At 62.5% G+C, this 24450-nt stretch carries 22 protein-coding genes; 5 read left to right on the top strand and 17 right to left on the bottom strand.

Annotated features, from left to right (window positions below; all coding sequences use genetic code 11):
• Window positions 1-64 precede the first annotated feature (64 nt).
• The 8 genes from mgrA to BSY16_RS04095 form a co-directional block, all read right to left on the bottom strand.
• Window positions 65-1096: an L-glyceraldehyde 3-phosphate reductase gene (mgrA, locus tag BSY16_RS04130; RefSeq protein ID WP_069058498.1), complete on the bottom strand. Its 1032-nt coding sequence runs from the start codon at window positions 1094-1096 to the stop codon at window positions 65-67.
• A gap of 115 nt (window positions 1097-1211) precedes the next feature.
• Window positions 1212-2345, bottom strand: coding sequence for a Gfo/Idh/MocA family protein (locus tag BSY16_RS04125; protein WP_069058497.1), 1134 nt, complete (start codon window positions 2343-2345; stop codon window positions 1212-1214).
• Between the two features lie 12 nt (window positions 2346-2357).
• Complete coding sequence (locus tag BSY16_RS04120; protein WP_069058496.1) at window positions 2358-3119, bottom strand: sugar phosphate isomerase/epimerase family protein; 762 nt, start codon at window positions 3117-3119, stop codon at window positions 2358-2360.
• Between the two features lie 15 nt (window positions 3120-3134).
• Window positions 3135-5594 carry a beta-mannosidase gene (locus BSY16_RS04115; RefSeq protein ID WP_069058495.1) on the bottom strand — a complete coding sequence of 820 codons (2460 nt, stop codon included), beginning with the start codon at window positions 5592-5594 and terminating at the stop codon, window positions 3135-3137.
• A gap of 147 nt (window positions 5595-5741) precedes the next feature.
• Window positions 5742-6830, bottom strand: coding sequence for an ABC transporter ATP-binding protein (locus tag BSY16_RS04110; protein WP_069058494.1), 1089 nt, complete (start codon window positions 6828-6830; stop codon window positions 5742-5744).
• Window positions 6831-6833: 3 nt separating this feature from the next.
• Window positions 6834-7661, bottom strand: a complete 828-nt coding sequence (locus BSY16_RS04105) for a carbohydrate ABC transporter permease (protein ID WP_286157201.1) — start codon at window positions 7659-7661, stop codon at window positions 6834-6836.
• A 103-nt stretch (window positions 7662-7764) separates the two neighbouring features.
• Window positions 7765-8667 carry a carbohydrate ABC transporter permease gene (locus BSY16_RS04100; protein ID WP_069058493.1) on the bottom strand — a complete coding sequence of 301 codons (903 nt, stop codon included), beginning with the start codon at window positions 8665-8667 and terminating at the stop codon, window positions 7765-7767.
• Window positions 8668-8775: 108 nt separating this feature from the next.
• Window positions 8776-10011, bottom strand: a complete 1236-nt coding sequence (locus tag BSY16_RS04095; RefSeq protein WP_069058492.1) for an ABC transporter substrate-binding protein — start codon at window positions 10009-10011, stop codon at window positions 8776-8778.
• 414 nt (window positions 10012-10425) lie between these two features.
• On the opposite strand from BSY16_RS04095, the gene BSY16_RS04090 reads away from it, so the two are divergent.
• Together BSY16_RS04090 and BSY16_RS04085 are read left to right on the top strand one after the other, a co-directional pair.
• Window positions 10426-11469, top strand: a complete 1044-nt coding sequence (locus BSY16_RS04090; RefSeq protein ID WP_069058491.1) for a LacI family transcriptional regulator — start codon at window positions 10426-10428, stop codon at window positions 11467-11469.
• Window positions 11470-11588: 119 nt separating this feature from the next.
• Entirely contained in the window at window positions 11589-12842 is a 1254-nt protein-coding gene (locus BSY16_RS04085; protein ID WP_069058490.1) for an MFS transporter, read from the top strand.
• A gap of 59 nt (window positions 12843-12901) precedes the next feature.
• Here the strand turns inward: BSY16_RS04085 and gnd are convergent, their stop codons facing one another.
• The 5 genes from gnd to ccoG form a co-directional block, all read right to left on the bottom strand.
• Window positions 12902-14332 carry an NADP-dependent phosphogluconate dehydrogenase gene (gene gnd, locus BSY16_RS04080; RefSeq protein WP_069061358.1) on the bottom strand — a complete coding sequence of 477 codons (1431 nt, stop codon included), beginning with the start codon at window positions 14330-14332 and terminating at the stop codon, window positions 12902-12904.
• A 170-nt stretch (window positions 14333-14502) separates the two neighbouring features.
• Window positions 14503-14658 (bottom strand): cbb3-type cytochrome oxidase assembly protein CcoS, encoded by a 156-nt coding sequence (gene ccoS / locus BSY16_RS04075; protein WP_069058489.1) that lies wholly within the window; start codon window positions 14656-14658, stop codon window positions 14503-14505.
• Window positions 14655-16949 carry a heavy metal translocating P-type ATPase gene (locus tag BSY16_RS04070; protein ID WP_083242822.1) on the bottom strand — a complete coding sequence of 765 codons (2295 nt, stop codon included), beginning with the start codon at window positions 16947-16949 and terminating at the stop codon, window positions 14655-14657. Before BSY16_RS04070 ends, ccoS begins: the two co-directional genes overlap by 4 nt.
• Window positions 16946-17443: a FixH family protein gene (locus tag BSY16_RS04065; protein ID WP_069058488.1), complete on the bottom strand. Its 498-nt coding sequence runs from the start codon at window positions 17441-17443 to the stop codon at window positions 16946-16948. Before BSY16_RS04065 ends, BSY16_RS04070 begins: the two co-directional genes overlap by 4 nt.
• On the bottom strand, window positions 17443-19014 hold the full coding sequence (gene ccoG, locus BSY16_RS04060; RefSeq protein ID WP_069058487.1) for a cytochrome c oxidase accessory protein CcoG: 1572 nt from the start codon (window positions 19012-19014) through the stop codon (window positions 17443-17445). The genes BSY16_RS04065 and ccoG overlap by 1 nt, the downstream gene beginning before the upstream one ends.
• Before the next feature lie 216 nt (window positions 19015-19230).
• Here ccoG and BSY16_RS04055 point away from each other — a divergent pair, with 216 nt between their 5' ends.
• From BSY16_RS04055 to BSY16_RS04045, 3 genes are all read left to right on the top strand, one after another.
• Window positions 19231-19647 carry a polyketide cyclase gene (locus BSY16_RS04055; protein WP_069058486.1) on the top strand — a complete coding sequence of 139 codons (417 nt, stop codon included), beginning with the start codon at window positions 19231-19233 and terminating at the stop codon, window positions 19645-19647.
• A complete protein-coding gene (locus tag BSY16_RS04050) occupies window positions 19644-20000 on the top strand; it encodes a VOC family protein (protein ID WP_069058485.1) in 357 nt (118 codons plus the stop codon). Before BSY16_RS04055 ends, BSY16_RS04050 begins: the two co-directional genes overlap by 4 nt.
• A gap of 116 nt (window positions 20001-20116) precedes the next feature.
• Complete coding sequence (locus tag BSY16_RS04045) at window positions 20117-20854, top strand: GGDEF domain-containing protein (RefSeq protein ID WP_069058484.1); 738 nt, start codon at window positions 20117-20119, stop codon at window positions 20852-20854.
• A 47-nt stretch (window positions 20855-20901) separates the two neighbouring features.
• Here the strand turns inward: BSY16_RS04045 and ccoP are convergent, their stop codons facing one another.
• The 4 genes from ccoP to ccoN are packed head-to-tail and all read right to left on the bottom strand — an operon-like array spanning window position 20902 to window position 24296.
• Window positions 20902-21765 carry a cytochrome-c oxidase, cbb3-type subunit III gene (gene ccoP, locus BSY16_RS04040; RefSeq protein WP_069058483.1) on the bottom strand — a complete coding sequence of 288 codons (864 nt, stop codon included), beginning with the start codon at window positions 21763-21765 and terminating at the stop codon, window positions 20902-20904.
• Between the two features lie 2 nt (window positions 21766-21767).
• Window positions 21768-21920, bottom strand: a complete 153-nt coding sequence (locus tag BSY16_RS04035) for a CcoQ/FixQ family Cbb3-type cytochrome c oxidase assembly chaperone (RefSeq protein WP_069058482.1) — start codon at window positions 21918-21920, stop codon at window positions 21768-21770.
• 10 nt (window positions 21921-21930) lie between these two features.
• Complete coding sequence (gene ccoO, locus BSY16_RS04030; RefSeq protein ID WP_069058481.1) at window positions 21931-22662, bottom strand: cytochrome-c oxidase, cbb3-type subunit II; 732 nt, start codon at window positions 22660-22662, stop codon at window positions 21931-21933.
• 11 nt (window positions 22663-22673) lie between these two features.
• Entirely contained in the window at window positions 22674-24296 is a 1623-nt protein-coding gene (gene ccoN / locus BSY16_RS04025; RefSeq protein WP_069061356.1) for a cytochrome-c oxidase, cbb3-type subunit I, read from the bottom strand.
• Between the last annotated feature and the right edge of the window lie 154 nt (window positions 24297-24450).

Below are 24450 nucleotides of genomic sequence, written 5' to 3'. Positions count from 1 at the left end.
ATGCACGTACGTCAGATTGCAATTGAAAAAGGGCCGCCCGGTTTTGCCGGGCGGCCCGAAAATATCAGTCGATCTCGGCGGAGCTCTTCCAGAGATTGACGTCCGCACCGTTCGAAAGGGTCTCGATCTCGGCCAGTTCGGCGGCTGAGAAGTCGAGATTGCCCAGCGCCTTGACGCAATCGACGATCTGCGACGAACGGCTGGCGCCGATCAGCGCCGAGGTGATGCGCCCGCCGCGCAGCACCCAGGCGATCGCCATCTGCGCCAGCGTCTGGCCGCGCGTCTCGGCGATCTCGTTGAGCTTGCGGATATTGTCGAGGATTTCAGGGCGGAGGGATTCCGACTTCAGGAAGTGGTTCAGCGCCGCGCGGCTGTCGCTCGGTATGCCGCCAAGATATTTCGCCGTCAGCAGGCCCTGCGCCAATGGCGTGAAGACGATGGAGCCGATGCCGAGGTCCTCGAGCGTATCGACGAGACCATCCTCTTCGATCCAGCGGTTGAGCATGGAATAGCTCGGCTGGTGGATGATGCAGGGCGTGCCGAGGTCCTTCAGGATCGCGGCGGCCTCGCGGGTGCGCTGCGAATTGTAGGAGGAGATGCCGACATAGAGCGCGCGGCCGGAGCGCACGATATGGTCGAGCGCGCCGCAGGTTTCCTCCAGCGGCGTCTCCGGGTCGAAGCGGTGCGAATAGAAGATGTCGACATAGTCGAGACCCATGCGCTTCAGGCTCTGGTCGCACGAGGCGATGAGGTACTTGCGGCTGCCCCACTCACCATAGGGACCCGGCCACATGTCGTAACCGGCCTTGGAGGAGATGATCAGCTCGTCGCGCAGATGTGCAAAATCGGTACGGAGGATCTCGCCGAAGGCGGTTTCCGCCGAGCCAGCCGGCGGGCCATAGTTGTTGGCGAGGTCGAAATGCGTGATGCCGAGGTCGAAGGCGGTGCGGCACATGTCGACCTTGCGGTCATGCGGTGTGTCATCGCCGAAATTGTGCCACAGCCCGAGCGAGATCGCCGGCAGCTTCAGGCCGGAGCGTCCCACGCGGTTGTAGATCATCGTGTCGTAGCGGTTTTCCGCCGGCTGCCAGGCCATGGTCAAATTCCTTTGCTTGAATCGAGGACTGTTTCGTACAGCCCTCTCGCGCCAGCCGGCAAGGGACATCCGTCCTTTGCCGGCGGCTTGTTCGCAATTTCGCAAAGCGGCACGCTTAGCGCAGCAGCGCCCGCGCCTCCTCGATGCCGAGCGCTTCGGGCTGGGTGCAGGTCGTCACGATGTCAATCGCCCGCCCCTCTTCCGCCGAGCGCAGAATTGCCGTCAGGACGTCGATCGTATGCAGCGAACGATCGAGCGAGCAGCGATAGTCGCGACCGGTCGCCACGGCATCCATCATGTCGGCGAGGCCGATGCCGCGGTAGTTGGCCTGCGTGCCCCAGTCGAATTCGTAGTTTTTGGCGGTCAGCGGGTGATCCCAGACTTCCACTTCCCTGGGCTCGCGGTCGTTGCCGGCGACTTCAACCTTGCCCCCGAAGAAATTCGGATCCGGCACGAAGACCGCGCCATCGGTGCCGTAGAGTTCCATGTTCTGGTGGCGGTGTGCCCAGACATCCCAGCTTGCCATCAGCGCAATCTGCGCGCCGCTCTCGAATTCGAGGATCGCATGGATGTTCGTCGCCACGATCACCGGCACCTTTTCGCCAAGACGCGGACCATTGCCGATGATGCGCTCCTCGCGCGCCCTGTTGGCGAGTGCGACGACGCGCTTCACGGGACCAACGAGGTTGACGAGGTTGTTGACGTAATAGGGGCCGAGATCGAGGATCGGCCCGCCGCCCGGAGCGAAGAAGAAATCCGGGTTCGGGTGCCAGCTTTCCATGCCGGGGCTCAGCACATGCGCCGTGCCCGACATGATCTTGCCGACCTGTCCGCTATCGATAATGTGGCGGGCGAACTGGTGCGAGCCACCGAGGTAAGTGTCCGGCGCCGAACCGACCTTGAGGCCCTTGGCGTCGGCGATACGGCGCAGATCCTCGCCCTGTTCGATCGAGAGAACGAAGGGTTTTTCCGAATAGACGTGTTTGCCCGCCTCCAGCGCCGCCTTCGAGACGGGATAATGCGCCTCCGGTACCGTCAGGTTGACGATGACGTCGACCGCAGGGTTGGCGAGCAGCGCGTCGATCTCCTGCGCCTCAACGCCAAACTCTTCCGAACGCGCCTTGGAGGCCGCGGGGTTGATATCGGCGCAGGCGACAAGCTTCAGGTTCCTGAACATCGGGATCAGCTTGAAATAAGCGCCCGAAATGTTGCCGCAGCCGATGATGCCGACTCCGTATTCCTTGCTCATGATGATCAGTCCTCAGAATGCCTTGATGGTTTTAATCGAGCGGGTGGCAAGACGGGTAATGTCCTTGGGATTGTCATGCTCGACGATGAAGTGTTTGACCGGCGTGCCGGCGAGCGCCTTGGCGAGATCGCCCCAGGCGACGGTGCCGTGGCCGACATCCGCCCAGCCGTCCTCGTCGGCATTTTCGCCCTTCGGCGCGATGTCCTTGACGTGCACGGCGGTGATGCGGTTGCCGTATTTCTGGATCCAGGCGAAGGGATCGGCCCCGCCACGGATGATCCAGGCGATATCCGCTTCCCAGGCGAGATCCGGCCCGCCGGCAAAGATGTGATCCTGCGGCACGGAACCGTCCTCGAGCGTGAAGAACTCGAAATCATGGTTGTGCCATCCAAAGGTAAGGCCTGCCTTGCGGAGTGGCTCGCCGGCCTTCTGCAGGCGTTCACCGAAGACATGCCAGCCCGCGGCATCCGTCGGGCGGTGCTCCGGCAACAGATAAGGGCAGTAAACCGCCTCGATGCCGAGCGTGCGGCAAATCTCGAGCACGCGCTCCGGCTCCGCCTCCAGCATGTCGAGGCCGAAATGGGCGGTCGGCATGGTGAGGCCGTTGCGATCGAGATCGGCCTTCACCTGCTGAATGGCGGCATCGTCGAGCGCGGCGTAGAGCGCGCCGTAACCTTCAACCTGCTTGTAGCCGGCATCAGCGAGGATGCGGAAGATTTCGGCGAAGGGCTGGAAGTTGCGGGCGCTGTAGAGCTGGAAGCTGACGGTCTGCATGGAAGTCTCCTCGTATCAGTCTTGGGAAGTCTGGCAGGAATGAAGATCGAGCCAATGAAATTGGGGTACCGCGCCGCTTTCGGCAGGCGTGAAGATCACGGTCTTTCGCTCTCCGACGGTAAGGTCGAAGGCATTGTCGGTCCAGCGGCCGGCGACATCGGCCTCCAGCATGACATGCAGCGCAAGGCTGCTTGCCGCGGCGGTGACAGCGAAACGACCATCCTCGCGCGGTGCAACGTCGAGTGTCAGGCCGGACGCTTCGAGGTCGAGTGCCTTGTAGGTGCCGGAGACATGATGCCCCTCGCCCGTCATGCCGTTCGAGGCCTCGAAGGACCAGAAGAGCAGCGTGTCTTCCGGCAGCTCAGCGGCAAAGACGGAGAACAGCATTTCGGCCTTGTCCGGCCCGCACCACCCTTCCGCGCTGCGATAGGGTCGGCGCTCGCCGGCGAGCGAGACGAGCCAGGTTTCGAGCTTTACCGTCACGGCTTCGGCCGTGTCGTTGACGACGGCGAAGCCGATGGTCTCGCCGTCCTTCGACGGGATCGCTGCGACGGCCACGGGCTGGAAAAAGCGGCGCACCATGTAGTGCATGGCCTTCCAGCTGCCGCCGTAGTCGAGGCTTGACCAGGAGGCGACCGGCCAGGTGTCGTTGAGCTGCCAGTAGAGCGTGCCCATGCAATGGGGCTTCAGCGAGCGCCAGTATTCGACGGCGGTGCGGATAGCGAGGCCCTGCTGGATCTGGCTGAGATAGACGAAGCTCGCGAAATCCTTCGGGAAGCGGAAATAGCGGAACATCGTGCCCGCGATCCGCTCGTTGCCACCGGCATTCTTCTGGTGGCTCTCCATCACGGGCGACGCGATGTTCATGTCCTTCAGGCCCGCAAAGGTCTTCATGACCGGCATGGACGTGTAGGACTGGAAGCCGAATTCCGAGCAGAAGCGCGGACGCACGGTACGGTAGTTGTCGAAGGACTTGTTCTCGTGCCAGACGGACCAGTAATGCATGTCACCGGAGCCGTCGGCATGCCACGCATCGCCGAAGTCGAGATGGCCGGAGGCCGGGCTCGACGGCCACCAGATCGCGCCGGGTGCCGCCCTCTTCATCGCCACTTCGATTGTGCGGTTGAGGCGGTCGTAGGAGACAAGGTAGCGGTCACGGTTTTCGCGGCTCGCCTCGAACCACGTCAAAGCGCCGACAAGCTCGTTGTCGCCGCACCACAGAACGATGCAGGGATGCGAGGCGAGACGCTTGACCTGGTAATCCACCTCGGCGGCGACATTATCGAGGAAATCGACGGTCGAGGGGTAAAGGTTGCAGGCGAACATGAAGTCCTGCCAGACCATCAGGCCGAGTTCGTCGCAGAGATCGTAGAACCAGTCCGGCTCGTAGAAACCACCGCCCCAGACGCGGAGCATGTTCATGTTGGCGTCGGCAGCCGATTGCAGCAGGTCGCGCACGCCGGCGGGATTGATGCGGGACGGCAATGCGTCGGCGGGGATCCAGTTGGCGCCGCGGCAGAAGATTTCCCGGCCGTTGACCTTCAGCGCGAAACGGCTTCCAGCCTCGTCCTTGTCCGTCACCAGCTCGACTTGCCGGAGCCCGATGCGACGCACGACGGTCTCGGTCGGTGTCTCCACGCGCACGACATAGATCGCCTGCTCGCCATGCCCCGCCGGCCACCACAACGCCGGCTTCTCGATGCGGAACATGTGCGTCAGCTGGGTCTCGCCGGCACTGACGCCGGTATTGAGCCGCACCCGCTCTTCGCCAAGCGCGAAATGCACCGGCAGGATGCCCGGCCCCGTGGCATGGAAGGTGACAGTGACGTAGAGATCGACCGCGCCACCGGCGTGGTGGAATTGCCGCGTCGTCACATGCTCGATGCGGGCGGCCTCAAGCTTGCGCAGCACGATCTCGCCGTAGATGCCCAGCGGCGCGATGGCAATGTTCCAGTCCCAGCCGAAATGGCATTGCGGCTTGCGCAGCATGTTGCCGTTCGGGATCGGCGAATTGCCCGTGGACCAGGGAATGAAGAACGGCTGGTCCGCCTGGCGCGCGGCACCGGCAGCGATACTCGAGTGGATCAGCACCCTCAGCGTGTTCTCACCAGCCTTCAGAGCATCTGTGACATCGGGTCGATAGCGGCGGAAGCAATTGTCCGTGTCGAGCACAAGCACGCCGTTGACATAGACGGAGGCGACGGTGTCGACGCTGCCGATATCGAGATACCAGTCGCCCTCCAGCATTTCTGGCGTCACCGTGAAGGTGCGCTCGATCGTCCAGTCCTTCTCGGCGACCCATTGCACATTCCGCTCATTGCGGCCGGTATAGGGATCAGGGATGAGGCCGGCGGCAAGCAACGCGCTGTGCACGTCGCCGGGAACACGCATGGGAGCGGTCTTTTCCGCGTCGGTGCTTGTGACGATCCAGATGCCCGAAAGGTCGATGGCGGTGATGTCTGATGTTTTGATCATAGTGTTATCTCTGAACTTCGCGCTTGGAGCATTTGCCCCTCACCCTGGCCCTCTCCCCGCAAGCAGGGAGAGAGAATAGCGATGTCTCGGCCGAACAGCCGTCCTTCCGCCTGCGAGGAGACGGTGTTAACGGACAGAGGAGGCCCTCTAGATCCGCTCCTCCGTCCCCGCATCGAACAGCGAGGCGAGCCCCATGTCGAAGGAAAGCCGCACCGCCGTGCCCGGCGCGAAACGCCGCGCGCCCGCGACGCGAACGGACATGGTATGGCCGGCGTGTTTCAACCAAAGCAGATTGTCGGCCCCCATCGGTTCCTCGATGTCGACCGTCGCCTGATGGATCTCGGACCCGGTACCATCCTCGTTGACTTTCACATGCTCAGGCCGAACACCCAGCACGACCTTGCGGCCGGCCTGGAGCGGTTCGCTAGCGTTGTAGCCGTCGAGCGAAAAATCCACGCCGTTCGTATGGAAGACTGGTCTGCCGTCCCTCTCCACGATTTCGCCGCGCAAAAAAGTCATCGACGGCGAGCCGATGAAGCCGGCGACGAACATGTTGCGTGGCGCGTTGTAGATCGTGTTCGGATCGGCAAGCTGCTGGATGACGCCGCTCTTCATGATGGCGATGCGGTCGGCGAGCGTCAGCGCCTCGATCTGGTCGTGGGTGACGTAGATCATCGTGTTCTTCAGCGACTGGTGCAGCCGCTTGATTTCCACACGCAACTCCGAACGCAGCTTTGCGTCGAGGTTGGAGAGCGGCTCGTCGAACAGGAAGACATCGACGTCGCGCACGAGCGCCCGGCCGATCGCCACCCGCTGGCGCTGGCCGCCGGAAAGTTCCGACGGCTTACGCTTCAGAAGCGGGCCGATCTGCAGAATTTCGGCGGCACGAGCGATACGCTTCTCGATCTCCGGCTTCGGCATCTTGGCGACCTGCAGGCCAAAGGAGAGGTTCTTCTCCACCGTCATCTGCGGATAGAGCGCGTAGGACTGGAACACCATGCCGATGCCGCGGTCCTTGGGCTCTTCCCAAGTGACGTTCTTGTCCTTGATGAAGATCTGACCGCCGGTCGGCTCCAAGAGGCCGGCGATGCAGTTGAGCAGCGTCGACTTCCCGCAGCCGGACGAGCCGAGCAGCACGAGGAACTCGCCATTGCCAATATCGAGATTGAGGTTTTCCAGCACGTTGACCGCGCCGAAACTCAAAGACAGGTCCTTGATGGATACGGAATTCTGCATGGCTTAACCCTTGACTGCGCCGGCGGCGATGCCGCGGACGAACAGTCGTCCCGACACGAAATAGACGATGAGCGGAACCGCACCGGTGAGCAGGGTCGCGGCCATGTTGACGTTGTATTCCTTCACCCCCTGGACGGAGTTGACGATGTTGTTGAGCTGCACCGTCATCGGGTAATATTCCGGCCGCGTGAACACGACGCCGAACAGGAAGTCGTTCCAGATGCCGGTGATCTGCAGGATCATCGCGACGACGAAGATCGGCAGCGACATGGGCAGCATGATGCGGAAATAGATCTGCCAGAAGCCGGCGCCATCGATGCGCGCCGCTTTGAACAGCTCTTCCGGCAGCGACGAGAAGTAGTTGCGGAAGAGCAGCGTCAGGATCGGCATGCCGAAGATCGTGTGCACGATGACGAGGCCGGTCAGCGTGCCGTAGATACCCATTTCGCGCAGCACGATGACGATCGGGTAGATCATCACCTGATAGGGAATGAAGGCGCCGATGATGAGGATGGTGAAGAACAGGTCTGCACCCTTGAACTTCCAGTTGGCCAGCGCATAGCCGTTGACCGAGGCGACGAGGATCGAGATCAACGTCGAGGGAACGGTGATGCGCACAGAATTCCAGAAGCCGCGCGAAAGACCATCGCAGTTCAGGCCCGTGCAGGCCTGCGCCCAGGCTTTCACCCACGGCTCGAAGGTCACTTCCAGCGGCGGCGAAAAAATGTTGCCGAGGCGGATTTCCGGCATGCCCTTCATGGACGTGACGACCATCACGTAGAGCGGCAGCAGGTAATAGAGCGCCGCCACGGTAAGCGTACCGTAAAGCATGATGTTGCGGCCGGAGAGCGCACGGCGGGGTTTTGCGCCGCGCGGTTCGACACCGGCTTTGGTGGCTGCGGCAAGTGCGGGGCCGGCCTTGAGAGTAATGCTGTCAGACACGCTTGCGCCCTCCAAACTCGAGATAGGCCCATGGCACGATGATGATAGCGACGGTGACGAGCATCATGGTGGAGGCGGCAAAGCCCTGCCCCAGGTTCTGCGCCTGGAACATGTAGTCGTAGACGTATTTTGCCGGCACCTCGGACGCGATGCCCGGTCCGCCGCTGGTCTGCGCCACCACGAGGTCGTAGACCTTGACGATGCCGCTCGCGATGATGACGAGCGTCGTGATGAAGACCGGACGCATCATGGGGATGACGATGAAGAGATAGGTCTTCCACATCGGGATGCCGTCGACGCGCGACGCCTTCCAGATGTCCTCATCGATGCCGCGCAGACCCGCCAGCAGCAGGCACATGACAAGACCCGTGCCCTGCCAGAGCCCGGCGATCAGCACGCCGTAGATGACGATGTCGGCATTGTAGAGCGGATCGAAGGTGAAACTCGTCCAGCCGAGTGAGCGCACCACCGACTGGACGCCGAATTCCGGATTGAGAATCCATTGCCAGACGAGGCCGGTAACGATGAACGACAGGGCGAAAGGATAGAGAAAGATCGTGCGAAAGGTATTCTCGAAACGAATCTTCTGGTCCATCAGCGCGGCCAGCAGGAAACCGACCACCAGGCTGAAGACGAGCGTGAAGACGCCGTAGATCGCAAGGTTCTGGATCGACATGATCCAGCGCGGCGCGTCCCAGAGGCGCTCGTACTGATCGAAGCCGACGAAGTTCGCCCGCGGCAGCAGTTTCGAGTTGGTGAACGAATAGACGACCGTCCAGACCGTGCCGCCGAGAAAGATGACGACGGCGGTGAGCATCATGGGAATGGAGGCAATCTTGGAACTGAGATTGCGCAGCAATTTACTGGGGCGACCGGTGTGTGCCTGGCCCGTCATGGGTCACTCCTCCTTGGTCTTGATCAGCGATGGGGCGACGCCTACGTGAAGCAGTCGCCGGAACCGGCCGACGGCAGGACGCCGCCGGCCGCGATCTCATATCGCTGGTCAGTCCGCCGAGGCGATGATGTCGGCAAAACGCTTCTGGGCGTCCTCCGCCGTCATCGATGCGTTGGCAAAGAATTCGGAGAATAGATCCTCCTTCTGCTTCTGGCTGTCGGCAGAAAGCAGTTGGTCCGTCCATTCGACCACGTTCCCCTTGGCGAGGATGTCGAGACCCTTTTTCATGCAGTCGTTGGCGGCGGCGAGATCGACATCACCACGCACCGGCAGCGAGCCCTTCTTCAGGTTGAAAGCGACCTGCGCTGCCGGACTTACCAGCGTAGAGGCGAGCACTTCCTGCGCCTTCGACTTCTCCTCGTCTTGAAGCATCGGGAAATAGAAGGCGTCTCCACCCGTCGCAATCATGTCGGTCACGCCAAGGCCCGGAAGGCAGGTATAATCCTTGCCCGCAACCTTGCCGGCGAGCGCGAATTCACCCTGTGCCCAGTCGCCCATGATCTGGCCACCGGCCTTGCCCGTGATGACCATGTTGGTCGCCTGATTCCAATCCTGCACGTTCGTGCCCTTGGACATGCGCCGGGCATCCTCGGCAGCCTTGAATATCTTGGCGATATCAGGACCGGCAGCCACGTCGGCGTCCTTGTCCTTGTAGACCTTGTAGAAGGTGTCCTTCCCGCCGATTGCCAGCAACAGCACGTCGAAGGCACCGGATGCCTGCCACGGCTGACCGCCGACGGCGAGCGGAACGATGCCGACTTTTTCGAGTGCCGGAGCTGCGGCGACGAATTCGTCCCAGTTCTTCGGAACGGCGACGCCGGCCTTTTCAAAAGCTTCGTTGGAGAGCCACAACCACTGCCAGGAATGGATATTGACCGGCGCGCAATAGATCTTGCCGTCGATCGTGCAGCCGTCGAGCAGGCTTGCCGGCTTGATGATGTCCTTCCAGTTTTCGCGCGTCGCGACATCCGTCAGGTCGCGCATCAGCCCGGCCTCGACCAGTTCCTCGGCCTGGCGGCCGTGGTTGAACTGCGTGGCGGCCATCGGATCACCGCCGGTGATGCGGCTGACCATGATCGGCCGCGCCGTGCCGCCAGAGCCGGCGATGGCGCCATCAACCCACTTGTTGCCCGTCGCGTCGAAAGCCTTTGCCAGTTCAGCGACCGCCGCGGCCTCCCCGCCGGACGTCCACCAATGGGTTACTTCCAGATCGGTCGCATTGGCTGCGGCGAACGGCAGAACCACTGTCGCTGCCAAGATAGCAGCCATAGAGCGAATTTTCATGAGTTTCCTCCCTCACTGAAACGTTGCAGTAAAAAGCTAACCCAATCGATTTAATCGCGCAACAGGCTCGGCGCACAAATATCGGCTTCCGACCCAAGAACGCGTTGCCGACTACCGGGAAGGGCCACATCTCGCACGGTGTAGCGTAGCGCGACATAGCAGACAACATATTATTTTCATTTACTATTTCACGAAATCATCAGCCCAAGCTGCGAGTGAAACTTCGCAAGCGCATAATTTATGACTTTGCGGTGCAATGCCGGATTTCTCGCGCCAGAGAACAAAAATCCTCTTGTTTTCCTCTCGACAAAGAAGCTGCATCGTTACAGATTTATAGGAATTTCGACGGGGAGTAGCGGCCGAGGTTAAAAAATGCATAACCGGGCGCTAATACGGAGAGGTGGCAGGCAGGGGATGAGCAAGAAGACAAGCGAGGGCCAGACAGCGACGCTTTCGCCAAACAGCGAACGGCCGACGCTGAAGACGATCGCCTTCATGACCGGCCTTGGCATTACCACGGTGTCACGCGCGCTGAAGGATGCGCCTGACATCAGCAGCGAGACGAAGGAGCGCGTGCGCCTCGTCGCCCGCCAGATCGGCTACCAGCCCAACCGTGCCGGCGTGCGCCTGCGCACCGGCAAGACGAACGTCATTTGCCTGATCCTCAGCCTCGAGGAAGAGATCATGGGCCTGACGAGCCCGATGGTCGTCGGCATATCCGAAATTCTTGCCTCGACGCAGTATCACCTGGTGGTGACGCCCTACCGCACGCAGGGCAACGCGCTCGACCCCGTGCGCTACGTCCTGGAAACCGGGGCAGCCGATGGCGTGATCATTTCACGCACGGAGCCCAAGGACCCGCGTGTCGCGCTGATGATGGAGCGCAATTTCCCCTTCTCCACCCACGGGCGGACGGAAATGGGGCTCACCCACCCCTACCACGATTTCGACAACGAACGATTCGCCTATGAGGGTGTCCGCAAGCTCGTCGAGCGCGGCCGCAAGCGTATAGCACTGCTCCAGCCGCCGCCTTACCTGACCTTCCACCTGCATATGCAGGCCGGTTTCGAAAAAGGTATCCGCGATTTTGGCGCAACGGCGGTGCCGTTCAGCCAGGTCAACCTTGATTCCAGCCTCGTCGATATCCGCAGAGCCGGGGAAGCCATGCTCACGGCCGCCGATGCGCCGGACGGCATTGTCTGCGGCAGCGGTTCCGGTGCCGTTGCGCTGATTGCCGCCCTTGAAGCGGCCGGCCGCAAGCTCGGGCAGGATATCGACCTGGCCTCCAAGGAATCGCACATGCTCCTGCAGTGGCTTCGCCCGGAAGTCGTGATCATGCGGGAAGACATTCGCCTTGCCGGCCGGGAACTTGCGAAAGCCGTGATCGCTCGCATCGAGGGAAAGCCGGCGGAAGAACTTCAAACGCTGAGCTACCCGATTCCGACGGACGAGAGCTGACGCATCCGGCGTGGCGATTTGTAGCTGTTGCAGGCTGCCCATTTTTACGGCATCGCAGTGCGATCGCGTGAATCAGACGGTTCGCGACGAGCAAGCGAAATGCGACGGAGCGGCAAGCAATGGGACACGAAAAGCAGAGATTGAACTATGTGCTGTTCCTCGTCGCCGGGGCAGGCTTCGTGAATGTCGCGAGGGCGATGACGCTGTCGTTCCTCGCCATCAAGCTGCAGCAATCATTTGGGCTCGGCCCAGCCATGATCGGCGTCCTCTTGGGGATCGGCCCTCTGGTGGGGGCGGTCGCGGCGCCGTTCGCGGGCTCCCTGTCCGACAAGGTCGGGCGCAAGACGGTCCTCACGCTCACCCTCCTCTCCATGGCGATCGCCATGGCCGGGATGGGGATTGCCGAAACGGTTCTCGCCTTCTGCCTTGCCCAGATCGTCGCGGCCGTCGCCATCGCGATCAACGAGCCGATTTCGCGCGCCCTTATGAGCGATGTCTGCCCCGAGCCGATGCGCCTCAAATATTTCTCCTGGCGCTATACGGCGATCAATTTCGGCTTTGCCGTCGGTCCGCTGATCGGCATCGCCGCGGGTGCTGCATCCACCATGCTTTTTGTCATCGCGGGCATCGTCTATGCGCTGTTTGCGCTTGCCCTGCATCTGCTGAAAGTCCCGGCGTATCAGGATAGTGGGGAGACCGCCGCCGCGCCCAAAATCTCGATACTTCAGAGCATCAAGACCGCGATCCGGGACCCACGCCTGGCCTTCTTCGTCGGTGGCGGCACCTTGCTGGTCGCCGTCTATGGCCAATGGTCGGCAACACTCGCTCCCTATCTCGCCGGCAACATCTCCGGTGGCGTGGAAATCTTCGCTTACATCGTCTCCATCAATGGTGCCGTCGTCCTGCTGGGGAACCCGTTTGCCCGCCGCTTCATCGAGCGCGCCGGCGCCCTCAACGCACTGGTGATCGGCTGCCTGCTGTTTCTGGCGGGCGAACTTGGTTTCCTGGCGTCCACGGGCTTCTGGAGCCTCGCGATCTCGATGGTGATTTTCACGATCGGGGAAATCCTCGTCGTACCGTCGGAATACATGCTGGTCGATGGCATTGCGAACGACCGCAACCGGGGCAGTTATTTCGGCGCCCACTCCTTCTCGACCGTCGGCAACTTCGTCGGCCCAACCCTCGGCGGCCTCATGCTGGGTGCATTCGGCGGCCCCGGCATGTTCCTGCTCTTTGCCGCCTTTGCCGTCGGCAGCGCAATCCTTTTTGCCATCGGCACGAGAATGCCGCCACCAAGGGCATCGGTCGAACTTACCCCGGCTGCCGCATCGGAAGGTGTGGCCGGCCCTCATCTTCGTGGCCTCTACGCCTAACGTCGCTGCAAACGCCCATAAGCAAAAGGCCCGGTCTCTCGACCGGGCCTTTGTTATTCTCAGCCGTTAAGGCCGGAGCCCCATGGGCCATGGTGGCTGTCGGCACCGTCGACGCGGTCAAAGCCATGCGCACCGAAGAAGTCGCGCTGCGCCTGGATGACGTTTGCCGTGCCGCGCGCGCGACGGTAGCTGTCGAAGTAGCCGAGCGCCGAGGCGAGTGCCGGAACCGGCAGGCCATGAAGCGCTGCTGCGGAGACGACACGACGCAGGGCGCCATCGGTGTCCTTCACCATCGTCGCGAAGGCCGGGGTGACGATAAGGTTTGCCGCATCCGGTGCCTTGGTAAACGCGCTGGTGATCTCGTCGAGGAACTGCGAGCGGATGATGCAGCCGGCGCGCCAGATCTTGGCGATCGTCGGCATCGGCAGGTTCCAGTTGTACTCCTTCGAGGCGGCCGACATCACCGCAAACCCCTGTGCATAGGCACCGATCTTGCCGGCGAGCAGCGCGCTTTCGAGGTCCTTGATGAAGGCAGCCTTGTCGGACACCTGGAGAGCCGGAACATCCGGCAGGCCGAGGATCTTTTCAGCGGCTTCACGCTCGGTCTTGAACGAAGAGATGGAACGGGCGGCAACGGCGGCTTCGATGCCGGTCGCGGGCACGCCCATGTTCTGCGCCTCGATAGCTGACCATTTGCCCGTGCCCTTCTGGCCGGCCTTGTCGAGGATCATGTCGACCATCGGGCCACCACCGATCGGATCCTTCGCGGCGAGCACCGTTGCCGAAATCTCGATCAGGTAGGATTCGAGGCGGCCCTTGTTCCACTCGGCGAAGACGTCGGCAATCTCGGAGGCGCTCATCTTCAGGCCATCGCGCAGGATGCCGTAAATTTCGGCAATCATCTGCATGTCGGCATATTCGATGCCGTTGTGGATGGTCTTGACGAAGTGACCGGCACCGTTTTCGCCGAGCCACGCGACACACGGGTCGTCATTGTACTTGGCGGCAATCGAGGTCAGCACGGTCTCGACGCGCTTCCAGGAATCTTCCTTGCCACCGACCATGATGGACGGGCCGTGACGCGCGCCCTCTTCACCGCCGGAAACGCCCATGCCGATGAAGGTCAGGCCGGAATCCTTCAGCGCATCGAAGCGACGCATCGTATCGCGGAAGTTCGCGTTACCGGCATCGATCATGATGTCGTTTTTCTCGAGATACGGACGCAGCAATTCCATCTGCTGGTCGACCGCAGCCCCTGCCTGGATCATTATAATGATCGGGCGCGGCGGGCGGATGGCCGCGACAAACTCCTCGATGGTATCGCAGGGCACGATCTGGCCCTGGAGCGCACCGGCCTCCTCGTAGAATTCCTTCGTGCGCGCCACCGTGCGGTTGAAGACCGCGATCTTGTTGCCCTTCTCGGCGATGTTGAGCGCGAGATTCGACCCCATAACACCGAGACCGATAAGCCCGATTTCCGCCTGTGCCACGTTCATACCTCCGTAGGATGGCGCGGCGTGGGATTTGTCCGGACTTATGCCGGAAACGCCGCGCAAAAAGAGAGTTTGGAGCCTCGGCTCCAGCCGTGGTGTTTTGGCATTCAAATCGATTTACGACAAGCAATTGTTTGGACAAAAGGCCATTTTAGAACCAATCGAACCTACCGCCCGGGCTTGTCCTCGCCGTCGTCAAGTATGCGCCAGGCGGCCCCCTCGACATCGTCATACTGGCCGCTCTTCAGCGACCAGAGGAAGGCGACGAGCCCCAGCCCGCCGAGGAAGAGCGCGATGGGAATGAGGAAAATCAGCGTGTTCATGCAGCTTGCACCACAGATGCTGCCGGGCGGGCTTCGTCCGTCGCACGAGCAGCGAAGGCCGGCAATTTTCCGCGCAGGCGAAGCGAGTTCACCACCACGATGATCGATGACGTGGACATGGCAATGGCGGCGATCAGCGGCGTCGCGTGGCCAAGAATTGCAACAGGCACGGCGATGACGTTGTAGCCGACGGCGAGCGCGAAATTCTGCCGGATCAGCCGGTCGGCACGCCGCGCGGTCTCGAAAGCGAAGGGTATGGCTTCGAGGCTTTCATGCAGGAAGACGAAATCCGCCGCCTGCCGGCCGACATCCGCCGCCGTCGCCGGAGCGATCGAGACGTGAGCTGCCGCAAGCGCCGGCGCATCGTTGATGCCGTCGCCGACCATCAGCACACGGCGCCCGGCCGCGGCACGCTCGGCAACCTCCTCCGTCTTTTCGCGCGGCGACAGGGCAGCGCGCCAATGGCCGATACCAAGCATGCCGGCAACGCGCGAAACGGCTGGTGCGCGGTCGCCGGAGAGGATCGCCATCTCGACCCGCTCGCGCTTGAGAGCCGTTATGGCCTCCGCCGCGCCGGTGCGCACCGCATCTTCGAAACGGAAGGTTTCCAGCACCGTGCCGTCACGCGACAGCACCACCTCGGAAAGCCCATGCGCCTCCTCACCCAACATGGCCTTGCCGCAGGCGAAGGTACGGCTGCCAAGACGAAGCACGCCTTGCGAGGTCACGGCTTCCAGACCGCCGCCGGCAATCTCGCTTACCGCTTCGATGACCGGCATGGGGCCGGCATTGGCTGCCGCCAGCGCCAGCGAGAGTGGATGTCGCGAATGGGAAGCCAGCGCCGCCGCGAGGGCAAGATGGGACCGGTTCGCCGTCTCCCGGTCGACAAGGCGCGGCTTGCCGAGCGTCAGCGTACCGGTCTTATCGAAGACGGCGGTGTCGATTTCGGCAAGGCGCTCCATGGCGGACCCGTCCTTGACCATGACCCCGCCGGCAAAAAGCCGGCCCGCCGCCACGACCTGAACGACCGGCACCGCAAGGCCGAGCGCGCAGGGGCAGGTGATGATCAGGACCGCGATGGCGACGAGCATGGCATGCTTCCAGTCACCATCGTAAAAACCCCAGCCGAGAAAGGAGACGAGCGCCAGGAGATGCACGGCCGGCGAATAGATCTGCGCGGCGCGGTCGGCAATGCGGCGATAGCGCGCCCGGCCGCCTTCGGCCGCTTCCATGAGGCCAATGACTTCCGAAAGAAACGAGTTGCGCGCAGTCGCGACGGCCTCCACCAGCAGCGAACCGGTGAGGTTCATCGCCCCGGCTTCCAGCTGCGTGCCCGGCGTGGCGGCCAGCGGATCGCTCTCGCCATTGACGATCGAGCGATCGACATCGCTGGCACCCGACAGCACGCGGCAATCGACGGGGATGCGTTCGCCGGCAGAAATGGAGAGGTGTTCGCCGACCGCGATCTCCTCCACCGGGCGGTAGTCGCGTGTACCGTCCGGCCGCACCACCATGGCGCCACGCGGCGAAAGGCGTGCAAGACCGGTTATGGCCGAGCGTGCGCGGTCGCGCATGACATGATCCAGCGTGCGCCCGATGAGCAGGAAGAACAGCAGGCTCACCGTCGCATCGAACCACACATGTTCGGCACTGTGCACGGTTTCCCAGAGCGAAACCGTGTAGGACAGCGTGATAGCGAGCGCGATCGGCACGTCCATGTTGGTGCGACCGTGGCGCAATGCATTCCAGGCCGACTGGTAGAAAAAGCGGCCGGCATAGATCAGCGTCGGGCCGGCGATGAAGGCGGAGATCCAGTGGAACAGGTCACGCGTCGCGGCCTCGGCCCCCGACCACACCGAAACCGAGAGCAGCATGATGTTCGTTGCGGCAAAGCCCGCGACGGCGACGGCGCGGATCAACTGGTTGCGCAGCGCGTCATCGCCCTCCGCTGCGAACGAAAAGAGATGCATGTCGTAGCCGGTAGCGCGGATGGCGGCCGCAAAGACCTGCGGATCGGTGCGCTGACCGTCCATATCCTCCATCCAGACCACCGAGACCCGACGGGTGGACAGATTGACGCGCGCACGAACCACTGCCGGCAAGGCGTTCAGTGCAGCCTCGATGGTGGTGATGCAGGTGCCGCAATGCACGCCCGGCACGCTCAGCTCGCTCTGTCGCAGCCCCTCGCCCACCGGACGGCTGGCAAGCAGCAACTCTTCCGACGACGGCAAGGCGTGCGATAGACGCGCCACCTCGGCGGCGCCTTCCGTGCCGGGTGCGCAGCAGCTCATTTTGCCCCTCCCGCGACAATGGTCCGGAGGGTCTGGTGGAACACCTTTGCACCGTCCTGTTTCGTGCTGATATCAACGATCCACTGGCCGACGGGAACGTCGCGTTCCGCAACGAACAGCCCCGGCCCGTCCGGCTCCAGCGCAAGCGTGAAATCTTCGCGCTCATCGACAGGACGCTTGAAGGTGGCGGCAACCTCATTGGCGACAACCGGCCCACCTTTGGCGTCGACGACACGATAGGCGATGCGCCCGTTCTCGATCACGAGACTGCCCTCGATGCCGCTCGCGGCATGCGCCTTGGCCTCGGCCACCTTGCCGTTGAACTGCTGGCTGGCGACATAGGTGTTCTGCACGACAAGGCCGCTCCAGCTGTTGGAGGCGTTCCAGGCCATGATCATGTTGACGGTGATGATGGTGCCGAAAAACAGCACCATGATGCCGAGCATGTGCCAGCCGGTGAAGACGAAACCCTGCTCCTTGTTCTGCATAGCCATCACTTTGCTCCCGGCGTGTTGAAGTTGGCGGAGTAGACGTCGCGCTCGTGGCCCTGGCGGTCTTCGGCGATGATCTGGAAGCCTTCGGTCGCTTCCGTGAGGCGATCCTTCGGCAAGGTGACGAAGACGCGCAGCGCCGTCACCTTGTCCGGGTCGACCGGCACATCGACGCTGCGGCCGACCGAGCCGGCATGGCCGGCGATCTTCATGGTGGCGCCCGGCATACCCTCGATCGACACCGTGATGACGCGCGGTTCCGGGATCATGTTGAGCAGCTTTACGGCATAGCCATTGCGGATCGACCCGTCGGATTCGACGACGAACTGGGGGTTACGGTCGTGGATGACGTTCATGTCCAGCCGGTCGCGCGACAGGAGTGCATAAAGCAGCACCAGCCCGGCCAGCGACCAGATACCGAAATAGAGCAGCGTGCGCGGGCGAAAAATGATGCGCCAGTTGAAGTGACGGACCTTCTCGTCGAAGCGGCCATCGGCATCGCGCACGCGCTTGGGATCGACCGGCACGGCGCCGCCTGCCGTGGCGAGCGCCATGTTGGCCGCATAGTCCGACAGGGTGGCATAGGCGATGAGGCCCCGCTCCTTGCCGATCTTGTCCATCACGTTGTCGCAGGCATCGATGCACAGCGCGCAGGTGATGCACTCCATTTGCTGGCCATCGCGGATATCGATGCCCATGGGACAGACGACGACGCAGGCGTTGCAATCGACGCAGTCGCCAACGCTCTCGCCGGCAGCGGCCACCTTCTTGGCATGGCGGCTGCGCGGTTCGCCTCGCCAATCGTTGTAGGTGACGACTAGCGAGCTTTCATCGAGCATCGCCGCCTGGATGCGCGGCCACGGGCACATATAGGTGCAGACCTGCTCGCGCATCAGCCCGCCGAAGATGTAGGTCGTCGTCGTCAGGATCGCGACGGTGATGTAGGCGACGGGCGGGGCCTGCAAGGTCGCGAAATTGACGAGCAGCGTCGGCGCATCGGCGAAATAGAAGATCCACGCACCGCCGGTCGCAACAGCGATCACCAGCCAGACAGCATGTTTGCTGACACGCTTCCAGACCTTGTTAAGCGTCCACGGACCGGTGTCGAGCTTGATGCGCGCATTGCGATCGCCCTCGATTGCCCGTTCCACGACGAGGAAGAGATCGACCCAGACGGTCTGCGGACAGGCATAGCCGCACCAGGCTCGACCGACCGCGGAAGTGACGAGAAACAGCCCGAAACCCGCCATGACGAGCAGGCCCGCGACGAAGAAGAATTCCTGCGGCCAGATCTCGATGAAGAAGAAGTAGAAGCGACGGCCGGCGAGATCGACGAGAACCGCCTGGTCCGGCGCATGCGGCCCACGGTCCCAGCGGATCCACGGCGTCAGGTAGTAGATGCCGAGCGTCACCAGCATGACCAGCCACTTGAACTGGCGGAAACGCCCCTCCGCGCGCTTTGGAAAGATCTTCTTGCGCTTTTCGTAAAGCGGTTTGCGAACCTTCGCCGAATTGACCGGCTCCGCTTCGTGTCGCTCGATGGAATTGTAGATCGTGGTGGTATTCTGTTGCATGGGACTCGGCCGCACCTGTCGTTGTGCCACCACAATGACGACAACAAGCCCCACCATCGTTGATCTACGTCAAGTTTCAGGCATAGGCGGACGTGGCGGGTTGCCGCATCAGGGTCCCACGCAAGTCAACTTCGCACGCGCCGTGCGGTAAAATGTTCACTTTTCGTTCGACATTTACCCACCATTTCCTCTATTCTCAGGAAAGAGGAGACAGCGATGACCACCGTTCCCGCCCGCATCATCCACCGATCCATCGCGCGCGACTGGCGCGCGGTTTATGCCTTTGCCGCCCAGCCGGAAAACATGCCGCTCTGGGCCTCCGGCCTGGCGGCGGGCCTGACACGCGACGGCGAGGACTGGATCGCCGATGGCGGGCCGATCGGCGCTGTGCGCGTGCGCTTTGCGCCGCCGAACGCGTTCGGTGTCATCGACCATAGGGTGACGCTGCCGAACGGCGTCGTCGTCGACAATGCGCTGCGCGTTGTGCCGAATGGCGATGGCGCGGAAGTGATGTTCACGCTGCTGCGCCAACCGGGTATGGACGATACAGCCTTCGAGTCGGATGCGGCGCACATCGCCCGCGACCTCGAGACACTGAAAAGATTGATGGAAGACAAGGAGAACCCGCGATGAGTGGCAAGGGTGCCGATCGCAAGATCGACTATATCGAATTCAACGTTACCGACATCGCCCGGAGCAAGGCCTTCTACGGCGGCGCCTTCGGCTGGACGTTCACGGACTTCGGCCCGGAATATTGCGAGTTTCAGGACGGCCGCCTCACCGGCGGCTTCACGACGCTCACACCGGTCTCCGCCAAGGGCGGACCGCTCGTTATCCTCTTTGCCGACGATCTCGAAGACGCGGTCGGCCGGGTGGAAAGGGCCGGCGGAACGATCTTGAAACCCATCTTCGCCTTCCCCGGCGGCCGGCGTTTCCAGTTCGCGGACCCCGACGGCTACGAGCTCGCGGTCTGGTCCGACCGGTAATCGGCCTTTCGCAGCGTCAATGTGAGTGCCCTGGCGACTTTTAGCGAAGGAATTCAGGCTTTTTCAATCAGACGCTCCTAGGCAGGGCCTGCGATCAAACGAACGCGGGCCTGTTTATGTACAAAATCCTCGGCAAGACACTGTTGGTCGCCGTGCTCTCCACGCTGGCATCCCTTCTCATCAGCTTCGCCTTCGTGCCGCTGATGGGCGGCGAGGTTGCAGGCGCGGGTCTCGTCATGACGATCGTCTGTCCCATCGTCATCTCCATCCCCGCCTCGTTCGTGCATTTCTATCTGGCCGAGAAGCTGCGCTCGGCCAATACCGCGCTCGCTGCGGCAAAGGACGAGCTTTCGGTCGCCTATGCCCGCCTCCAGCACCAGGCGCAGCGCGATGCACTCACCGGCCTCCTCAACCGCGCGACCTTCATGGCCGAGTTGGCGGCCCGGAGCGACGCGGGCATACATGGCGGCCTGCTGTTCCTCGATCTCGATCATTTCAAGTCGGTCAACGACCGCTTTGGTCATGCGACAGGCGATGAAGCACTCGCGCGCGTCGGTGGCCTGCTTTCCGAACTCGCACTGGAGGGCGATCTCGTTGGCCGGCTGGGCGGCGAGGAGTTTGCGATCTTCCTGCATGCAGCCTCGACCGAGCGCATGCTCGACCACGCCCAGACCATACGTGAGGCCGTGGAGGCGATCGACCTCATCGCGCCCTCCGGCCAGCGTATCCCGCTCGGCATCAGCATCGGCGCCTTCCACTGCGCGCCGCGCTTCGACCCGGCGGAAGCACTTGCGGCCTCCGATCGCAATCTCTACCGGGCAAAATCGGCGGGCCGCAACACCGTTGTGGCATGAAAAAGGCCGCGGAAACCGCGGCCTTCTTGCTTGAAAGTGTCTAGTGCTTACTCGCCGCCGCCCAGCGAATGGACGAAGACGGCGAGTTGCTTGACCGCCGGATCACCTAGACGCGGCAGCCAGGCCGGCATAACACCATGCTTCGGCGACTTGATCTGCGCGGCGATGGCAGCCTCCCCCTCGCCCTTCAGCCAGATCGCATCGGCAAGGTTCGGGGCGCCCATCTCGTGGTTGCCCCTGGCGTCCTCGCCGTGGCAGGCGGCGCAGTTGTCGGCAAAGATCTGCCTGCCGGGTTCGACCATGCCGGCATCCGCAGGCGTGCCCGTCAGGTTGACGACGAAGGCCGCGACCTGCTTGATTTCCTCGGGCTGGAGAATGTCGCCATAGGCGGGCATCTCGGAGACGCGGGTCTCGTCGTCACCCGGATGACGGATGCCATGGGCGATCGTCTGGTAGATGTCGTCCACCGTGCCGCCCCAGACCCAGTCGTCGTCGTTGAGGTTCGGGAAACCGACGAAGCCCGCAGCACCCGAGCCGTGGCACTGCGCACAGTTGACCTTGAAGGCCGAGGCGCCGCCGGCGATCGCGAATTGCGAAAGCTGCGGATCGGCGATGATCTCCTGCAGGGAGGACTTGGCGATGCGATCGACCATGCCGGCCTGCGCTTGCTTGGCGCTGGCAAGCTCGGTTGCGATGTTGGCGCGGCTCGACCAGCCGAGCATGCCGGTCGTCGCATCGGAGATCAGCGGCCAGGCCGGAAACGCGATGGTGTAACCGATCGCCCAGAGGATGGTGGCATAGAACGTCCAGACCCACCAGCGCGGCATCGGGTTGTTGAGTTCCCGGATACCGTCCCATTCGTGGCCGGTGGTTTCGACGCCCGAGATTTCGTCAATATGTTTCTCGGCCATGATCAGTCCTCCTTGAGAGGGATTTCAGCAGCCCGTTCGGCGGCCTTGCGGGCGCCGGGGCGGAAGACGAAGGCGACGACGGCCAGGAAGAACAGCGTCATGGCGAGAAGCGCCCAGCTGTCGGCGAAGTGGCGCATGGCGGTATAGGTTTCCATGGGGCCCTCCTCAGCGGTAACCGGCGGCGTCGTCATAGGTGGAGAAATCCACCAGCGTGCCGAGCATCTGCAGATAGGCGACAAGCGCATCCATTTCGGTGAGCTTTGCCGGGTCGCCGTCGAAATCGCCGAGCTTGGCCTTCGGGTAGCGGGCCTCGATGCCAGACGTGTCGGCATTCGGATCGGCCTGCGCCTTCATGTCGGCTGCGGCGTTTTCCAGCATCTCGTCCGTATAGGGCACGCCGACGGCGCGGTTGGCCGACAGGTGCATCGAGATGGCCTTCACATCGACCGGCGTCTCCTTGAGGAAGGCGTAGCTCGGCATCACCGATTCCGGCACGACCGAGCGCGGCTCGATCAGGTGCTGGACGTGCCACTCGTTCGAGTAGCGGTCGCCGACGCGGGCGAGATCCGGCCCCGTGCGCTTCGAGCCCCACTGGAACGGATGGTCGTACATCGACTCCGCCGCCAGTGAGTAGTGCCCGTAGCGCTCCACCTCGTCGCGGAAGGGCCGGATCATCTGGCTATGACAGGTGTAGCAGCCCTCGCGGACGTAGATGTCGCGACCGGCAAGCTCCAGCGGCGAGTAAGGCCGCATGCCCTCCACCTTCTCGATGGTGTTTTCGAGATAGAACAGCGGGGCGATCTCGACGATGCCGCCGATGGAGACCACGAGCAGCGAGCCAACGAGGAGAAGCGTCGCGTTGCGTTCAAGGATGGCGTGTTTATCAAGAATGGACATCGCGTCCCCTCCTATTCGGCCGGCTGGAGCGCGGGCGTGGCACCCGGGATCGGGGCCTCGTCACGCTGGTAGCCGAGGATTGTCATGGTCACGTTGTAGGCCATGATGAGCGCGCCCAGCAGGAACAGCCCACCGCCGACGGCACGCAGCACGTAGTAGGGGAACATGGCGGCGATCGTTTCGGCGAACGAGTAGACCAGGAAGCCCTGCTCGTCGTATTCGCGCCACATCAGGCCCTGCTGGATGCCGGCAACCCACATGACGGCCGCGTAGACGACGATACCGAGGGTGGCGAGCCAGAAGTGCCAGTTGACCATGCGGATCGAGTAGAGCCGCTCACGCTTCCACAGTTTTGGCACGAGGAAATAGATCGCGCCGAAGGTGATGAGGCCGTTCCAGCCGAGCGCACCCGAATGTACGTGACCGATCGTCCAGTCCGTGTAGTGGCTGAGCGAGTTGACCGACTTGATCGACATCATCGGCCCTTCGAAGGTCGCCATGCCGTAGAAGGCGATGGCCATGACCATCATGCGCACGATCGGGTCGGTACGGATCTTGTCCCAGGCGCCCTGAAGCGTCATCAGGCCGTTGATCATGCCGCCCCACGAGGGCATCCAGAGCATGATCGAGAAGACCATGCCGAGCGTCTGCGCCCAGTCCGGCAGCGCCGTATAGTGCAGATGGTGCGGGCCGGCCCAGATGTACATGAAGATCAGGGCCCAGAAATGGATGATCGACAGGCGGTAGGAATAGACCGGACGGTTCACGTGCTTGGGGACGAAATAGTACATCATGCCGAGGAAGCCGGCCGTCAGGAAGAATCCAACCGCATTGTGGCCGTACCACCACTGGGTCAGCGCATCCTGCACGCCCGAGAAGGCAGAGTAGCTCTTCACGCCAAGGAACGAGACCGGGACGGCCAGGTTGTTGACGATGTGCAGCATCGCGACCGTGACGATGAAGGCGAGAAAGAACCAGTTGGCCACATAGATGTGGGGTTCCTTGCGGGTCATGATCGTGCCGAGGAACACGATCAGATAGGCGACCCAGACGATGGTCAGCCAGATGTCGACATACCATTCCGGCTCGGCATATTCCCTGCCCTGCGTGATGCCGAGCAGATAGCCGGTGGCGGCCATGATGATGAAGAGCTGATAGCCCCAGAACACGAACCAGCCGAGATTGCCGCCGAAAAGGCGGGCGCGCGAGGTGCGCTGCACGACATAGAACGAAGTCGCGATCAACGCGTTGCCGCAGAAGGCGAAGATGACGGCCGAGGTGTGCAGCGGGCGCACGCGGCCGAAATTGAACCACGGCTCGATATTGAGATCGGGGAAGGCAAGCTGCGCAGCGACGACGACGCCGACCAGGAAGCCGATGACACCCCAGAACACCGTCGCGATGACGCCGTAGCGGATCACCTCGTCGAAATAGCCGTCGTCATCCTGGGACGACTTGGCGGCGGTGGCCGGCGCAAAGGAGATGCGCCGGATCATGAAGAGCGTGCTGGCAAGCAGCACGAAGAAGAGGACCCACATATGGGCCTCGAAGAGCCTGTCGTGGGCGAATGCCGCACCGAGCAGCGCGATAAACGCGCCGACGGCCAGGACGATCGTTTCCGTTACATATTTCATCGTTGGCATCCCCCAACTGGTCAATTTCTCGCTCAGGCCGGCTCCCTCACGGAATCGGCCTTTGCGCTCGATTGAGGCTTCGCAGATGCGCACGGAAGCATCCTTGACATGGATCAAGGCAGGGAACGGAAGCGGACGGCATCAAAGGGACAGG

Origin of the sequence: Sinorhizobium sp. RAC02, assembly GCF_001713395.1 — a bacterium.
Classification (GTDB): Bacteria; Pseudomonadota; Alphaproteobacteria; order Rhizobiales; family Rhizobiaceae; genus Shinella.
This window is presented reverse-complemented; position numbering and strand designations above follow the sequence as displayed.

Coding starts and splice junctions, on each gene's coding strand:
- mgrA (WP_069058498.1), bottom strand. CDS start 1,096: ATGGCCTGGCAGCCGGCGGAAAACCGCTACGACACGATGATCTACAAC.
- BSY16_RS04125 (WP_069058497.1), bottom strand. CDS start 2,345: ATGAGCAAGGAATACGGAGTCGGCATCATCGGCTGCGGCAACATTTCG.
- BSY16_RS04120 (WP_069058496.1), bottom strand. CDS start 3,119: ATGCAGACCGTCAGCTTCCAGCTCTACAGCGCCCGCAACTTCCAGCCC.
- BSY16_RS04115 (WP_069058495.1), bottom strand. CDS start 5,594: ATGATCAAAACATCAGACATCACCGCCATCGACCTTTCGGGCATCTGG.
- BSY16_RS04110 (WP_069058494.1), bottom strand. CDS start 6,830: ATGCAGAATTCCGTATCCATCAAGGACCTGTCTTTGAGTTTCGGCGCG.
- BSY16_RS04105 (WP_286157201.1), bottom strand. CDS start 7,661: ATGCTTTACGGTACGCTTACCGTGGCGGCGCTCTATTACCTGCTGCCG.
- BSY16_RS04100 (WP_069058493.1), bottom strand. CDS start 8,667: ATGACGGGCCAGGCACACACCGGTCGCCCCAGTAAATTGCTGCGCAAT.
- BSY16_RS04095 (WP_069058492.1), bottom strand. CDS start 10,011: ATGAAAATTCGCTCTATGGCTGCTATCTTGGCAGCGACAGTGGTTCTG.
- BSY16_RS04090 (WP_069058491.1), top strand. CDS start 10,426: ATGAGCAAGAAGACAAGCGAGGGCCAGACAGCGACGCTTTCGCCAAAC.
- BSY16_RS04085 (WP_069058490.1), top strand. CDS start 11,589: ATGGGACACGAAAAGCAGAGATTGAACTATGTGCTGTTCCTCGTCGCC.
- ccoS (WP_069058489.1), bottom strand. CDS start 14,658: ATGAACACGCTGATTTTCCTCATTCCCATCGCGCTCTTCCTCGGCGGG.
- BSY16_RS04070 (WP_083242822.1), bottom strand. CDS start 16,949: ATGAGCTGCTGCGCACCCGGCACGGAAGGCGCCGCCGAGGTGGCGCGT.
- BSY16_RS04065 (WP_069058488.1), bottom strand. CDS start 17,443: ATGGCTATGCAGAACAAGGAGCAGGGTTTCGTCTTCACCGGCTGGCAC.
- ccoG (WP_069058487.1), bottom strand. CDS start 19,014: ATGCAACAGAATACCACCACGATCTACAATTCCATCGAGCGACACGAA.
- BSY16_RS04055 (WP_069058486.1), top strand. CDS start 19,231: ATGACCACCGTTCCCGCCCGCATCATCCACCGATCCATCGCGCGCGAC.
- BSY16_RS04050 (WP_069058485.1), top strand. CDS start 19,644: ATGAGTGGCAAGGGTGCCGATCGCAAGATCGACTATATCGAATTCAAC.
- BSY16_RS04045 (WP_069058484.1), top strand. CDS start 20,117: ATGTACAAAATCCTCGGCAAGACACTGTTGGTCGCCGTGCTCTCCACG.
- ccoP (WP_069058483.1), bottom strand. CDS start 21,765: ATGGCCGAGAAACATATTGACGAAATCTCGGGCGTCGAAACCACCGGC.
- BSY16_RS04035 (WP_069058482.1), bottom strand. CDS start 21,920: ATGGAAACCTATACCGCCATGCGCCACTTCGCCGACAGCTGGGCGCTT.
- ccoO (WP_069058481.1), bottom strand. CDS start 22,662: ATGTCCATTCTTGATAAACACGCCATCCTTGAACGCAACGCGACGCTT.
- ccoN (WP_069061356.1), bottom strand. CDS start 24,296: ATGAAATATGTAACGGAAACGATCGTCCTGGCCGTCGGCGCGTTTATC.